Origin of the sequence: Celeribacter sp. HF31, assembly GCF_011806455.1 — a bacterium.
Lineage (GTDB): Bacteria > Pseudomonadota > Alphaproteobacteria > Rhodobacterales > Rhodobacteraceae > Celeribacter.
Genome location: NZ_JAATOT010000008.1, coordinates 196,487 through 209,391, shown reverse-complemented (window position 1 = coordinate 209,391; position 12,905 = coordinate 196,487). Strand labels below are relative to the sequence as shown.

Here is a 12,905-nt window from a genome sequence, read left to right as displayed (position 1 = left end):
GGGGTGAAGCCGGGCCTTGAGAATAGGTCGAATTTTCTTATATAGCGGGTCTGTTCCCGAAAGGATTTGTTCATGTTTGACGACGGCGCACACCCGCTGAACTCCCTGGGCTTTGCAAAAGCCCCGAAAGACACCCGCGTGGTCGTGGCCATGTCGGGGGGCGTCGACTCGTCTGTCGTCGCAGCCATGCTGGCCGAAGAGGGCTATGACGTGGTCGGCGTGACGCTTCAGCTTTACGACCACGGCGCAGCTCTGGCCAAGAAAGGCGCCTGTTGCGCAGGGCGTGACATTCACGATGCGCGGCGTGTGGCCGAGGAAATGGGATTTCCGCATTATGTGCTCGACTATGAGAACATCTTTCAGGACGCCGTGATCGATGAATTCGCCGACAGCTATCTCGCGGGTGCGACGCCCGTGCCCTGCATCCGCTGCAACGAGCGGGTGAAGTTCAAGGATTTGCTCAACACTGCGAAAGACCTCGACGCCGACTGCATGGCGACCGGGCATTATATTCAGCGCGTGATGGGCGACACTGGTCCGGAGCTCCACTCTGCAGCGGATGCGAACCGCGACCAGAGCTATTTCCTGTTCTCCACCACGCCCGAACAATTGTCCTACCTGCGTTTCCCACTCGGGCACCTGCCGTCGAAAGACGCCACCCGCGCGCTCGCTGCGAAATACGGGCTTTCCGTGGCGGACAAACCCGACAGCCAGGACATCTGTTTCGTGCCCAATGGCAATTACGCGCAGGTGATCGAGAAACTGCGCCCGGGTGCTGCCGAACCCGGCGAGATCGTTGATCACAACGGCAATGTTCTGGGCACCCACAAAGGTGTCATCCATTACACCATCGGTCAGCGCCGCGGACTTGGCATCGGTGGGCTGGCCGATCCGCTCTATGTGGTGAAACTCGATGTCGACAACCGCCAGGTCGTCGTCGGCCCGAAAGACATGCTCGCCACCCGCAAAATCCCGGTGCGTGAGATCAACTGGCTGGGGGACGAACCGTTCACCTCCCGCGATGAATGGGTGCTGGACGTCAAAGTCCGCTCCACCCGCCCGCCGCGCGAAGCCATCGTGCGCCCGATCTCGGACACCGAAGCCGAGGTCGAATTGGTCGTCGCCGAAGAAGGGGTCTCGCCAGGGCAGGCCTGTGTGTTCTACGATCCGGAGAGCCCGCGCATCTATGGCGGCGGGTGGATCTGGAAAGGCAACTGAGATGAACCGCCTCGCCCTCGTCGCGCTTTTGACGCTGTCTCCGCTGTCGGCTCTCGCCGATGCCTCCTCGGAATGCGCGTTGGATCTCGGCTCTCAGGTCGAGATCGCCGATTGCGTGGCCGCCACCGAAATCAAAGCCACCCGCGCGATGGAGATGATGCTCGAGTTCGCCAAAAGCTCGGCGCAGGAGCTTGATGAAATGACCGGGCGCGTCGTCGCCCTGCCCGCCTTGGAGGCCTCGCAAACCGCTTGGGAAGCCTACCGCGATGCGCAATGCGATTATGTCGGCGCGGGCTTTGGCGGTGGCTCGGGCACAGGGATCGCGATCCGGTCGTGCAGGGTCGAATTGACCCGCGCCCGCACGAAAGAGCTGCGCGCAGAGCTGCGTTAGCGTAACTGCAGGCTCACCAAATAGGCCGCAAGATCGGCGTTGTCCTGATCACTGCGGCTTGGATCAAACCGAATTTTGTGACTGGCCAGAAACGTGGCCAAACGCGGCGCGTCCTCCGGCGACACCACCATGTCGATCGACACCCCATGACAGCGTGCGCAGCCTTCCGCATAGAGCACGGCCCCGTGTTCGGCGTCTCCTGTTATATCCTCTGCAAAAAGCGGCGTTCCCACCACGGCACAGAGCGCGGCCGTCTTCATTGCAGCGAAAATACTCATTTCTCCGCCATCCCATCCAACATCGCCCGCGCCGCTCGCAGACCCGGCGCTTCTGCGCCCCGGCCCAGACGCTCCATGGTCAAAGCGAGGGCTGCATGTTGATCCGCGCCCGCGTTCAACACATGCGACAGGCTTGCCGCGATCTTTTGTGGGATGCAGTCGGCGCCCAGAAATTCCGGCACCACACGGGTCTCAGAAACCAAGTTCACCAAGGTCACCGTGTCGATCAACAGTTTACGTTTGACGATCTGTTCGGTGAGCCAGGCCATGCGATAGGCCACAACCATCGGTGTGTCATTGGCCGCGAGCTCAAGGGACACCGTACCAGAGGCCGCAAGCGCCACATCGGCGGCGCGAAAGGCGGCGGCTTTGCCCGCTTTGTCTGTGGCCTCGATCAGAATCGGCGTGACTTTCCAGCCCTGCGTCACCTCGCGCACCAGCGGTTCGACATTTTGCGCCATGGGCAAGACGTAACGGGCCTCCGGGTGATGCTCTGCGAAATGCGCGAGCGTCTCGCCAAAGATCGGCGCAAGACGCGTGACCTCGCCCCGACGCGAGCCGGGCAAAACGAGCATCAAAGGCGCATCGCCGATGTCATGCGCGGCACGGAATGCCGCGACCTCTGTGTCCGTCGCGACATCTTCGGTCACCACCGGATGACCAACGAAATCGCATCTGAGCCCCTCTTTTTCAAAGTAAGGCGGCTCGAAAGGAAACAGCGCCAGAACCTGATCCACGCGTTTCGCGAGCTTGGCCGCACGTTCGGGGCGCCAGGCCCAAACCGTCGGCGCGACGTAGTGGCAAATGCGAATGTCAGATTTCGATTTCACAATATCCGCAACGCGCAGACAGAAATCGGGGCTGTCGATGGTCAAAACCACGTCCGGGTTCCAGTCGAGAATGGCCTCAGCCACTTCGCGAATCCGGCGTTTGAGGTGGAAATATTTCGGCAGAATCTCCGCGATCCCCATGAGCGACAGTTCGGACATCGGGAATTGCGAGCTGAGCCCCTGCTCCGCCATCGCCGCGCCACCGACGCCGCGAAACTCGACATCCGTCAGGGCTTTGAGACCCGCCATCGCCGCGCCGCCCAAACGGTCGCCGGAGGGTTCGCCCGCGATGACAAAAAACTTGAGGCTCATTGCGCTTTCAGGAAGAGACCTGCCTCCTTGATGCGCGCTTCCACGGCGGCACGATCCAGCACGATCACCTCGCCCGCCGGGATCACCAGCCCGCCAAGACCCGCGGTGATCACCGCCTCGATTGTGGCCATACCGATGGTCGGCACGTCGATGCGCATGTCTTGTCCGGGCTTGGGCGCTTTGACAAAGACGCCCTTGGCGCGGCGCAGACGCTCGGGCGTGGCTTTGACAAAACCCAGCATGGCATCCGTGCCCTGAAGCGTCTCGATGCCCAACACCTGCCCGCCCGCACAGACCGCGCCTTGGCCCACGTCCAGCGGTCCCAAAGCGTCCAGCACGGCTTGCGCGCGCGCCGCATCGTCCAGGTCTTCACGCGTCGGTTTGCGGCCCCAAAGCGTGCCGGGCTCAAGCACCAGATCGGGGCGAATTTCGGTGGCACCGCGAATGAGAAAACTCTGATCCTCGAAGAGCGCCAAAACCTCACGCAGCAACCCATCATCGCCTTTCTTGAGCGCCATCGCGAGGCGCAGGGCGTGGCGGTCCATCAAAACGGGGTTCACTTTCGGGCGGCTCATCGCGCCCGCAAAACTGACCGCACCGACGTCGTGGGATTTCAACTCCTTGAACAGCCGCCCAAGTTTCTCGATCCGCGCAGGAACATGCGTCAGCCCGCCCGGCACCGGCGTGTCGTCAAAGGTGACATAGACTGGATCGTTGAGCGCCTCCGCCAAAAGCCGGGGCAGCGCGCCCGATCCGGCGATGATCGCGGTCCGGGTCATGGCGCTATTTCGGGGTCAGAAAGCCGCGGTCGCTGTCGCCCATGACGAATTCGACCATGCGGGCGACGTAATCGCTGTTGAAATCGTCCTTGAGGCGCTCGGCACGATCCTTGAAGGCGCCCTCGCCCTGTTTGAGCATCTGGAACGCAGCGCGGAGCTGGTTGATGTCGTCGCGGGCGACGCCTTTGCGTTTGAGGCCCACGAGGTTGAGACCGTCCAATTCCGCGCGCGGCCCCTGCACCAAAGCATGCGGCAAGACATCTGCGGTGACCATGGACAAAGCGCCCACGATGGCGCCCTGCCCGATCCGCACCCATTGGTGAATGCCCGAAAGCCCGCCGATGATCACGTCGTCCTCGATGTGGCAATGGCCGGCGACAGCCACCGAATTGACCAAAATCACCCGATCCCCAATCTGCGCGTCATGCGCCACGTGACAAGACGACATGAACAGCCCGTCATCGCCCACGCGCGTCACCCCGCCGCCCCCTTCGGTGCCGGTGTTCATCGTAACGTACTCGCGGATGCGGTTGCGCTTGCCGATGATCAGCTTGGTCTCTTCGCCCTTGAACTTGAGATCCTGCGGAATCTCCCCGATGGAAGCGAATTGGAACACAACCGTGTCTTCGCCGATCTCGGTCACGCCGGTGACAACAACATGGGATTTGAGCGTCACACGATCCGCAAGACGCACCTTCGGGCCGACAAGGCAGAACGGGCCAATCTCACAACCCGCGCCAATGACGGCACCCTCTTCTATCACTGCGGAGGGATGAATTTTGGCGCTCGAGTCAATCGTGCTCATGTCTTTTCCCTCAGGAGTTCGGTGTTAGGACCGGGGTGTCAGGTCCATCATCGCGGTGAATTCGGCCTGACAGGCCAATTCGCCATCGACCTCAGCACGACCGTCGAATTTCCAGACCTTGCCACCGCCACGCTTCACCGTGACATGCATTTTCAATTGATCGCCGGGCACCACTTTGCGGCGGAATTTCACGCCGTCGATGTTCATGAAATAGACGTTGAATTCCTTATCCGCCAGGTCCATGTGGACGCCGACCATGACCGCCGCCGTCTGCGCCATGGCTTCGACGATGGTCACGCCGGGCATCACCGGCTCACCCGGGAAATGGCCCTGAAAATGCGGCTCGTTATAGGTCACATTCTTGATCCCGGTGCAGCTTTCGGGGCAGACGATGTCCACCACGCGGTCCACCAAGAGGAACGGATAACGATGCGGCAGGATGCGCTGGATCAGGTCGATGTCGGCGACAGTCGGTTTGGTGGTCTCGGTCATATCTTGTCCCTGGGCCTTTTGGTCTTCTTTATATTGTGGTCGATGGGGCCCTTCGGCGCCCATACGATCCAATGCCCCACATGAGGCGCAAAATCTCTGGCCACCTTCCTATCAATCACCGCTCGAGGTGACAAGGCAATGGCGCATCACCTTAGTCTTGCGCTGGCGGTGTCTCTTGTTGTTCTGCGTCCGTTGGCGAGGCTGTCTCGCTGCCTTGTTCGCGCGCCTGCGCCCCCTCTCGGTCATCGAGTTTCTCGATGGCGATCCGCGAAATATCGATCGCGCCATTCATCAGATAGACCTGATTGCGTTCGAACACCACGACGGCGCCGAGATCGCGGGCGATCTGGGTCAAAACGGTATTCATCTGCTGATCAATCTCAGCCAACCCCTCGTCATAAAGCGTCTGAATGTCGCGCGCTTTCTCGTCCTGACGCTGGCGGACCTGGGTCACTTTTTCATCAAAGGCCTGGGCGCGGGCGCGAAACTCAGCCTCGGCCATGGTCGATTTCGCGTCGGAGATTTCTTGCTCCTCGGCTTCGAGATCAGCGTAGATCTGGTCGTTTTCAGCCAGAAGTGCCTCGCGGGCCTCCGCCATCCGGGCCTCAAGGGCTGCGCCGGCCTGGCTTTGCTTCACCACACGGGCGCGGTCGAACACCAGCACCGGAAACACCAGCTTGGCCTCGGAAGGACGTTGCCCCATCTGCGCGGCGGACCCCGTGTCTTGCGGCGCCGTCTGGGCCATAGGCGCCTCTTGCGCCAACAGGCCTGTCGCAGAAAGGCTGAACAGGCCTGCCAGCCAAAGGGGACGCAAAAGCAACATCTTAGAAGCTCGACGAAATGGTCAGATCGAAGGTCTGTTCCTTGTCGTAGTCTTCTTTGTCGAGCGCTTTGGTGAAGTTGAAGCGCAGCGGCCCCAGGGGCGTGGTCCAGAACACCGAGGCCCCGATCACGGAGCGCCAATTCGGATCGTCCGAGCCCGCGATGATATCCGTCGTGTCATCGAGCCCCCAGACCGAGCCATAGTCAAAGAACAGACCGCCGGAGAGACCGTATTCTTCGGGCAGGCCCAGCGGGAAATTCGCCTCAAGACGGGCCACGGCATACATATTGCCGCCAAGCGCGAGATCGTTGGTCTCGGACCGCGGCCCGATGCCGCCGGGTTCAAAGCCGCGCATGATCGAGGTGCTGTTGAAATAGCGCTCGGACACGCGGCTGTCGCCATCGGCGTCGATCACACCGCCTTCGACGGTGGCGCGCAAGGTCACCTCTTCGTTCCAAACCTTCATCTCGCCGGTCAGCTCGGCAGAGGTCTTGATGTAATCGGAATCGCCGCCGATGAGACCCGCGAAATCCTGCCCGAAGCGGAACAGCATGCCCGCGTTCGGGTTCAAACCGCTGCGTCGGGTGTCATAGCTGTAGGAATAGCCAAGGCTCTGGGTGTTGAGACGGCCTGCATCAATGTCATCCTGAATTTGTTGCGGATAACTGTTTCCAGCATCGGTATAATCGCTGTCCTCGACCACTTCCGCCAGATCGGCACGATAGTTGACGGTCAGAGAGCCGTTTTCCGACACCGGGAAGGTCAGGCGTGGCGAAATAAAGGCGCGGCGCAACTGGTGTTCGGCATAAGACGGCTGCGACGTCCCGATCCCGGCCCCAAGCCCGAAGGCGACATCACGCCCCAGGAAAGCCGGTTCGACGAAGTTGAAGGACAGGCTGCCCTCTTCGACATCCGTCGTCAGGCTGAAGGACAGTTTCTGGCCACGGCCGAGGAAGTTCGACTCGCTGAAGGAGGCGATCAGGTTGATGCCTTCGGACACGGAATAGTTGCCGCCAAAGGTGAAAGAGCCGGTCGGCTTTTCGGTGACATTCACATCGACGATCATCTGATCGGCGGCAGAGCCCTGACGCGTGTTCACATCGGCGTTCGAGAAGAACCCGAGCGCCCGGATGCGGTCGGCGGCGGCGCGAATCTCGCGCGGGTTGAACGGGTCGCCTTCGACGGTTTTGAATTTCTGACGCACCACGCGGTCAAGCGTCGTGGCGTTGCCTTCAATGTCGATGCGTTCGACAAAGATGCGCGGCCCGCGGACCAGTACGAAATCGACATCGAGTGTCTGCGTGCGGGGGTCACGTGTCACGCGGGGTTCCGCGCGCAGGAAATCAATGCCCTTTTTCAGCGCCAGCGTCTCGATCCGGTCGATCATATTGTCCACCGCCAGCGGCGAATAGGTCTGGCCAGCGCGGATATTTGTGACTTTGGTGAACTCGGCGGCATCAACGCCCGCCATCTCGGAGGAGATGGAGATCTTGCCGAAATCGTATTTCTGGCCTTCACGCACGTTGAAGGTCAGGAAGTAGGCGTTGCGCTCACGCGAAAACTCGGCGGCGACGTTGAGCACCTGAAAATCGATATAGCCGCGCGAGGTGTAGAAATCCGTCAACACGCGTTTGTCGAACTGGAGGCGATCCTCGGTGTAGGTGTCGCGCCCGATGATAAAGCGCAACGCGCCCGCCTGTTTGGTCTCAAGCACCCGGCGCAGGCGCGAATCCGAGAACTCGCGGTTGCCGACAAAGCTGAGACGCTCGATCTCGACGCCTTTGCCCTCGGTCACCTCGAACACCACATCGACGCGGTTGTCGGAGCGGCGGATGATCTTCGGCGTCACAGTGGCGACCAACTGCCCCTTGCTCTCGTAAATCTGCGTGAGCGTGGCGGCGTCGGCCTCGGCGTCAGAGGGGGAATAGACCTGGCGCACCTTGGTGGTGAGCGCCGGCATCAGGGCGTCGTCACTGACCTTGCGGTTGCCTTCGATGGCGATGCGCGACACGACCGGGAATTCGGCGACTTTGATCACAAGCGTGTTGCCGCGCGGGATGAATTCGACGGTTTCGAACAGGCCGGAGCCCAGAACCTTTTGATAGGCGTCGTTCAACTCGCCGCCAGACACCGTCTGGCCGCGCGTGATTCCCGCGTAAGACAGGATCGTGCCTGCGGACACCCGCTGCGCGCCTTCGACCACCACATTGGTGAAATTGAAGGACTGTGCCTCAGCCGGCGCCGGAAACGCGGTATAAGAGACGGATGTGACTGCGAAAGCCGCAAAAGACAGCGCAAAGGCACGTGCTACGAAACGTGGTTTCACGCGGATCGAACGGTGATTCAATGGCAACATGGCAGCTTTCTCGAAATTCCCCACAACTTTCTAGCTGAGTAACGGCAATACCGCCCCTTGTCAAAAGCGATCCACCATAAAACGGCTTTGAGACACAGCATAAGGGCCTTCGCCGAAAGCGAAAGCCCTACTTGTAGCGTTTCGATTCTGTTTAGCGGATTTCCGCCCTCACCTTTTTTGCGCCTTTTTTCCTCGCCTTCTTTCGGCGTTCACGCCGTGATGCGAGAGGGGTCAGGCGCATGTGCCCTTAGAGGATCAGGTGCCCGAAAAACGACCCGGCGACCAGCGCGACCACGATGGTTGCGGCATAGAGCAGACGATCCCAGTTGAGATCGGCCAATTGCGACAGGCTTTGGTATCCAGCACGGATTGCGGTCATCTCGAGGCCCTCCTCAGTCATCGGCAGGTTTGCCCTGCCACACATACCCTCTGCGGTCCGCAAAAGCCGACCGCTCTGGGGTCAGGAGATACGCTCTGATTGTGGCGAGATTTGGACGACAGCGGCGCATTTCCGGAAAAATACGCAGCCGTTTGGGCAACAGTCCCGAAGATCCTGTGACGATTATTTACAGAACAGATCCGAGCCCAGTCCCAGCACCATAAAGCCCAGGATCACGGCCAAACCGACGGTCATCATCACATTCACCGCACGATCCGGCAGAGGTTTGCCGCGCACCGCCTCATAGGCGTAGAACACCAGATGCCCACCATCCAGCACCGGGATCGGGAAGAGGTTCATAAGGCCAATCGCGGTGGAGAGAAGCGCCACGGTAGACAGGAAACTCGCCACCCCGTCCGAGGCCGAGGTCGACACCACCTCGGCTATGCCCACGGGGCCAGAGAGATTACAGGCGGAAATGGCGCCGGTGATCATATGCGCCATGCCCGAGAGCGACATGGTGATGATCTGCCACACGCCTTGGATGCCCGCCAAAAGCGCAGCGCCGATGCCAACCGGTTCGGTGCCGACAGAGAACAACAGCCCGCCAGTGATGCCGATCAGCCAACGGGTCTCAAACCCGCCGTCATCCGCCGGTAGATCGCGGCGACGCGGCTCCAAGGTGGTCTCAAAGGTCTCGCCCCCTTCCGCAGAGGTCTCGCCATTGGGCCGCCAGACGGTCAGCGTCATCGGCGCGCCGTCGTGGCTGGTGACATAGTCCTGAAGGTCCCAGAACGTATTGATCGGCGCGCCGTCGATCTGGGTGATCACGTCGCCGGTTTTGATGCCCGCGTCGCGCGCGGCGGATTTCGGCGACACGCCCGCGACGATCACCGGATAGGGATAGGGGCCCGTCACGGTCAGCTCCTGACCATCGCGGTTGACGGTGTAGGGCACGGCACCTTCACGCGGCAGCTCTTGCAAAAAGCCCAAAAGCGCGCCCGGTTCCGGCACCTCCTGCCCCGCGATGGCGGTGATTTCGTCGCCCGGCATCAGACCGATTTCATAGGGCACGGGCGCGACCTCATCGACCACCAGGGTCTCCGCGGCCTTGCCCGCGATCAGCACAAAGATCGTGAAGACGATGAACGAAAAGATGAAATTGAAGATCGGACCGGCGGCCACCGTCGCGGTCCGCGCCCACAAGGGCGCGCCCGGCATGGTGTGGCGGGCCTCCTCAGGGCTCATGCCCTCGACGGCGTGCGCATCTGGCGCGGACGCCGCGTTCGCATCGCCTGCGAATTTCACGTAGCCGCCGAAAGGCAGCGCCGCAATCTGCCAGACCGTGCCGCGTTTGTCGGTGCGCTGCCAGAGCGGTTTGCCGAAACCCAGAGAAAAGACATCCGCCCGGATACCCGACCAGCGCCCGACGATGTAATGACCATATTCATGCACCGTGACGATGATCGACAGGGCGACAATGAAAAACACCAGCGTAAAGGCCGTACCGCCAAGGCTGCTGAGAAGGCTGGTTACATCCATTCGAGATCGTCCTTATTGGGTTGCAGCGCCATCACACGCGCCCGCGCTTCTTTATCGGCTGCGAGCACCGTGTCAAAGCTCATGTTGGTCTTGGGCTGGCTCACATCCGTTGACATCTGATTGAGCACCTCTTCGGTGAGGCGCGCCATGTCGAGAAACCCGATCTTTTGGGCGATGAAAAGGTCCAAAGCGGCCTCTTTCGCGGCATTGAACACGCTACCTGCCAGTCCGCCCATCTCCATCACCTCACGCGCGAGGCGCAGCGGCGGGAAACGGACCTCATCGGGCGCCTCGAACCGAAGCTGGCCGACTTTTGCGAGGTCCAACCTTTCGACCGGCAAATCGCGCCGCTCGGGCCAGTGCAGCGCATAGCCGATGGCGTGACGCATATCCGGCGCGCCGAGATGGGCCATGAGCGCCCCGTCGCGAAAGCCCACAAGCGCGTGGACGTAGGAACCGGGGTGGACCAGAACTTCGATCTGATGGGGAGAAAATCCGAAATATTCTTTGGTCTCAATGATTTCGAGCGCCTTGTTGAACATCGAGGCGGAATCAATCGTGATCCGCTGACCCATGTCCCAAGACGGATGCTTACAGGCCTGCGCCAATGTCGCGCCTTCCAACTGGTCCAGTGACCAGTCGCGGAACGGCCCGCCGGAGGCGGTGATGATGACGCGTTCGACCTCCGTTTGATCCTCGCCCACGAGGCCTTGGAAAACGGCGGAATGTTCGCTGTCGACGGGCAGAACCCGCGCGCCATGGCTTTGGGCGGATTGCATCAAAAGCGGCCCGGCGGTGACGAGGCTCTCCTTATTCGCGAGCGCCAGCGTGGTGCCGTGACGCAACGCATGAAGCCCCGGCGCAAGACCTGCCGAGCCGACGATGGCCGACATGATCCAATCCGCCTCGCGATCCGCCGCCTCAATGAGAGCGTGTTCGCCTGCGGCGGCCTGAATGCCGGTGCCGGACAGCGCGGATTTGAGATCCGCGAGGCGATCCTCATAGGCGGTGACGGCCACTTTTGCGCCGAGGTCGATGGCATCTTTCGCCAGCAAATCGATATTGCCGCCGCCTGTAAGGGCGATCACGTCGTAAGCGTCGCGATCCCGGCGAATGAGGTCGATGGTCGATTGCCCGATAGAGCCCGTCGCGCCGAAAATGGAAATGCGTCGCATATCTGCCTCAGCCGAAAATCACATTGAGCACATAGGCCAGCGCGCCCAAGGCCAAGAGCGCGTCAAACCGGTCAAGCACACCGCCGTGGCCGGGGATGATGTTGGAGCTGTCCTTGACCCCCATCCGGCGCTTGAGGCCGCTTTCCGCCATATCGCCCAGTTGCGAGGCGAAAGACAGCACCATCGAGGAGGTCACAAAGAACCACAGGCGCACGAAGCCCTCGGGCATGAAGGGGTGGCAGAAATAGGCCAAGACCCCTGCCCCGATCCAGCCGCCCAAGACGCCGGACCATGTCTTGTTCGGGCTGATCCGCGCCCAGAATTTCGGTCCGCCCAAGGTTTTGCCGACCAGATAGCCCATACTGTCGGTGACCACCACAAGGCCGATGACGTAAAGCAAAAGCGCGCGGCCGCCTTCGGCCGAGAGCGTGATGAGGCCGAGACAGCCCAGCACCAGAACAGCGAGATAGGCAGCGAGGTTGAGGCTGTCTGCGGTGTTCAGGCCCGAAGCGGCCAGTTTCACCTGACGCATGCGCCACAGCTCCCAAAGCCCGACACAGCCGACCACGACGACCAAAGCCGTGAACGCAAGATGCGAGGACAGCACGGCGCCAAGCCCCACCGCCACCATGACGACAGCCGACAGAAGTCGCGGCATCAGATCGCGCCATTTGCCGTTTCTAGACGTCTTGGAAGTCACTTTTTCACCCCGCCAAACCGACGGTCGCGCCCGGCGTAGCGGGACACGCATTGGGCAAAGACCTCTGCGGTGAAATCCGGCCAGAGCGTGTCGATGAATTCATATTCGGCATAGGCGGATTGCCACAAAAGAAAGTTCGAAATCCGCGCCTCGCCCGAGGTGCGGATCACCAGATCGGGGTCCGGCAACACTTTGGTGTCGAGGTAGCGCGTGAGCGTGGTCTCATCGACCGTCTCCGGGTCCAATTCACCGCGCGCCACGTCACAGGCCAGATCTTTCACAGCCCGCGACACCTCATCGCGCCCACCATAGTTGATCGCGATGGTCAGATGCACCTTGGTGTTCTCTTGCGTGACCTCTTCGAGATCGTCCATCAAAGCGATCAGTTTCTTGTCGAGCCGCACCCGGTCGCCGATGAAGCGCACACGGACGCCCTCGGCCACGAGGCCCTTCATCTCGTTCTGGATGTAGCGGCGAAACAGGCTCATGAGGCCGGAGACCTCGGTCTGGGTGCGTTTCCAGTTCTCGGTCGAAAAGGCAAAGATCGTCAGGTATTTGACGCCCAGATCGGGACAGGCCCGGACGATCTCCTTGACCCTCTTGGCGCCTGCGTGATGGCCGAACAGCCGCGGTTTGCCCCGCGACTGCGCCCAGCGACCGTTGCCATCCATGATCATCGCGACATGGGTTGGTCCGCCGGAAATGACCTCATCGGGTGTGGCTGGACTCATGTCGCTCATTTGGCCTCTCGTAACGGGTTGCTTCATGAAACACGCTCTTGTTTCGGTCTGCAACCCTTTCAAAATCACTCACACAGGGTCGGTT

14 protein-coding genes are annotated in these 12,905 nt (G+C 61.0%); 2 read left to right on the top strand and 12 right to left on the bottom strand.

Annotated elements, in window-relative coordinates; genetic code table 11:
- The first annotated feature begins 72 nt into the window (after positions 1-72).
- Positions 73-1,218 (top strand): tRNA 2-thiouridine(34) synthase MnmA, encoded by a 1,146-nt coding sequence (gene mnmA, locus HCZ23_RS17300; protein ID WP_167602996.1) that lies wholly within the window; start codon positions 73-75, stop codon positions 1,216-1,218.
- A gap of 1 nt (position 1,219) precedes the next feature.
- Positions 1,220-1,609, top strand: coding sequence for a lysozyme inhibitor LprI family protein (locus tag HCZ23_RS17295; protein WP_167602995.1), 390 nt, complete (start codon positions 1,220-1,222; stop codon positions 1,607-1,609).
- Here HCZ23_RS17295 and HCZ23_RS17290 read toward each other — a convergent pair.
- The 12 genes from HCZ23_RS17290 to HCZ23_RS17240 all read right to left on the bottom strand — a co-directional run bounded on the left by HCZ23_RS17290 (position 1,606) and on the right by HCZ23_RS17240 (position 12,811).
- Positions 1,606-1,887 carry a hypothetical protein gene (locus HCZ23_RS17290; protein ID WP_167602994.1) on the bottom strand — a complete coding sequence of 94 codons (282 nt, stop codon included), beginning with the start codon at positions 1,885-1,887 and terminating at the stop codon, positions 1,606-1,608. The genes HCZ23_RS17295 and HCZ23_RS17290 overlap by 4 nt on opposite strands.
- Complete coding sequence (gene lpxB, locus HCZ23_RS17285; protein WP_167602993.1) at positions 1,884-3,029, bottom strand: lipid-A-disaccharide synthase; 1,146 nt, start codon at positions 3,027-3,029, stop codon at positions 1,884-1,886. The genes HCZ23_RS17290 and lpxB overlap by 4 nt, the downstream gene beginning before the upstream one ends.
- Positions 3,026-3,808 (bottom strand): LpxI family protein, encoded by a 783-nt coding sequence (locus HCZ23_RS17280; RefSeq protein WP_167602992.1) that lies wholly within the window; start codon positions 3,806-3,808, stop codon positions 3,026-3,028. Before HCZ23_RS17280 ends, lpxB begins: the two co-directional genes overlap by 4 nt.
- Before the next feature lie 4 nt (positions 3,809-3,812).
- Positions 3,813-4,613, bottom strand: coding sequence for an acyl-ACP--UDP-N-acetylglucosamine O-acyltransferase (gene lpxA, locus HCZ23_RS17275; RefSeq protein WP_167602991.1), 801 nt, complete (start codon positions 4,611-4,613; stop codon positions 3,813-3,815).
- Positions 4,614-4,637: 24 nt separating this feature from the next.
- The gene (gene fabZ, locus HCZ23_RS17270) at positions 4,638-5,105 is read right to left on the bottom strand and encodes a 3-hydroxyacyl-ACP dehydratase FabZ (RefSeq protein ID WP_167602990.1); all 468 of its coding nucleotides are present in this window, start codon (positions 5,103-5,105) and stop codon (positions 4,638-4,640) included.
- Between the two features lie 151 nt (positions 5,106-5,256).
- Positions 5,257-5,850 (bottom strand): OmpH family outer membrane protein, encoded by a 594-nt coding sequence (locus tag HCZ23_RS17265; RefSeq protein ID WP_167602989.1) that lies wholly within the window; start codon positions 5,848-5,850, stop codon positions 5,257-5,259.
- 79 nt (positions 5,851-5,929) lie between these two features.
- A complete protein-coding gene (gene bamA / locus HCZ23_RS17260) occupies positions 5,930-8,284 on the bottom strand; it encodes an outer membrane protein assembly factor BamA (RefSeq protein ID WP_167602988.1) in 2,355 nt (784 codons plus the stop codon).
- 247 nt (positions 8,285-8,531) lie between these two features.
- Positions 8,532-8,663 (bottom strand): hypothetical protein, encoded by a 132-nt coding sequence (locus HCZ23_RS18255; RefSeq protein WP_303048549.1) that lies wholly within the window; start codon positions 8,661-8,663, stop codon positions 8,532-8,534.
- Between the two features lie 183 nt (positions 8,664-8,846).
- Positions 8,847-10,205 carry an RIP metalloprotease RseP gene (rseP, locus tag HCZ23_RS17255; protein ID WP_167602987.1) on the bottom strand — a complete coding sequence of 453 codons (1,359 nt, stop codon included), beginning with the start codon at positions 10,203-10,205 and terminating at the stop codon, positions 8,847-8,849.
- A complete protein-coding gene (gene dxr, locus HCZ23_RS17250) occupies positions 10,196-11,380 on the bottom strand; it encodes a 1-deoxy-D-xylulose-5-phosphate reductoisomerase (RefSeq protein ID WP_167602986.1) in 1,185 nt (394 codons plus the stop codon). Before dxr ends, rseP begins: the two co-directional genes overlap by 10 nt.
- 7 nt (positions 11,381-11,387) lie before the next feature.
- Positions 11,388-12,080: a phosphatidate cytidylyltransferase gene (locus HCZ23_RS17245; RefSeq protein WP_368487365.1), complete on the bottom strand. Its 693-nt coding sequence runs from the start codon at positions 12,078-12,080 to the stop codon at positions 11,388-11,390.
- Complete coding sequence (locus HCZ23_RS17240; RefSeq protein ID WP_167603030.1) at positions 12,077-12,811, bottom strand: isoprenyl transferase; 735 nt, start codon at positions 12,809-12,811, stop codon at positions 12,077-12,079. The genes HCZ23_RS17245 and HCZ23_RS17240 overlap by 4 nt, the downstream gene beginning before the upstream one ends.
- Positions 12,812-12,905 lie beyond the last annotated feature (94 nt).

What these genes read in the sequence shown, in the direction of transcription:
- HCZ23_RS17265 (WP_167602989.1), bottom strand. Translation starts at nt 5,850, where the DNA reads ATGGCCCAGACGGCGCCGCAAGACACGGGGTCCGCCGCGCAGATGGGG.
- dxr (WP_167602986.1), bottom strand. Translation starts at nt 11,380, where the DNA reads ATGCGACGCATTTCCATTTTCGGCGCGACGGGCTCTATCGGGCAATCG.
- bamA (WP_167602988.1), bottom strand. Translation starts at nt 8,284, where the DNA reads ATGTTGCCATTGAATCACCGTTCGATCCGCGTGAAACCACGTTTCGTA.
- lpxA (WP_167602991.1), bottom strand. Translation starts at nt 4,613, where the DNA reads ATGAGCACGATTGACTCGAGCGCCAAAATTCATCCCTCCGCAGTGATA.
- HCZ23_RS17240 (WP_167603030.1), bottom strand. Translation starts at nt 12,811, where the DNA reads ATGAGTCCAGCCACACCCGATGAGGTCATTTCCGGCGGACCAACCCAT.
- rseP (WP_167602987.1), bottom strand. Translation starts at nt 10,205, where the DNA reads ATGGATGTAACCAGCCTTCTCAGCAGCCTTGGCGGTACGGCCTTTACG.
- HCZ23_RS18255 (WP_303048549.1), bottom strand. Translation starts at nt 8,663, where the DNA reads ATGACCGCAATCCGTGCTGGATACCAAAGCCTGTCGCAATTGGCCGAT.
- mnmA (WP_167602996.1), top strand. Translation starts at nt 73, where the DNA reads ATGTTTGACGACGGCGCACACCCGCTGAACTCCCTGGGCTTTGCAAAA.
- HCZ23_RS17290 (WP_167602994.1), bottom strand. Translation starts at nt 1,887, where the DNA reads ATGAGTATTTTCGCTGCAATGAAGACGGCCGCGCTCTGTGCCGTGGTG.
- HCZ23_RS17280 (WP_167602992.1), bottom strand. Translation starts at nt 3,808, where the DNA reads ATGACCCGGACCGCGATCATCGCCGGATCGGGCGCGCTGCCCCGGCTT.
- fabZ (WP_167602990.1), bottom strand. Translation starts at nt 5,105, where the DNA reads ATGACCGAGACCACCAAACCGACTGTCGCCGACATCGACCTGATCCAG.
- lpxB (WP_167602993.1), bottom strand. Translation starts at nt 3,029, where the DNA reads ATGAGCCTCAAGTTTTTTGTCATCGCGGGCGAACCCTCCGGCGACCGT.
- HCZ23_RS17295 (WP_167602995.1), top strand. Translation starts at nt 1,220, where the DNA reads ATGAACCGCCTCGCCCTCGTCGCGCTTTTGACGCTGTCTCCGCTGTCG.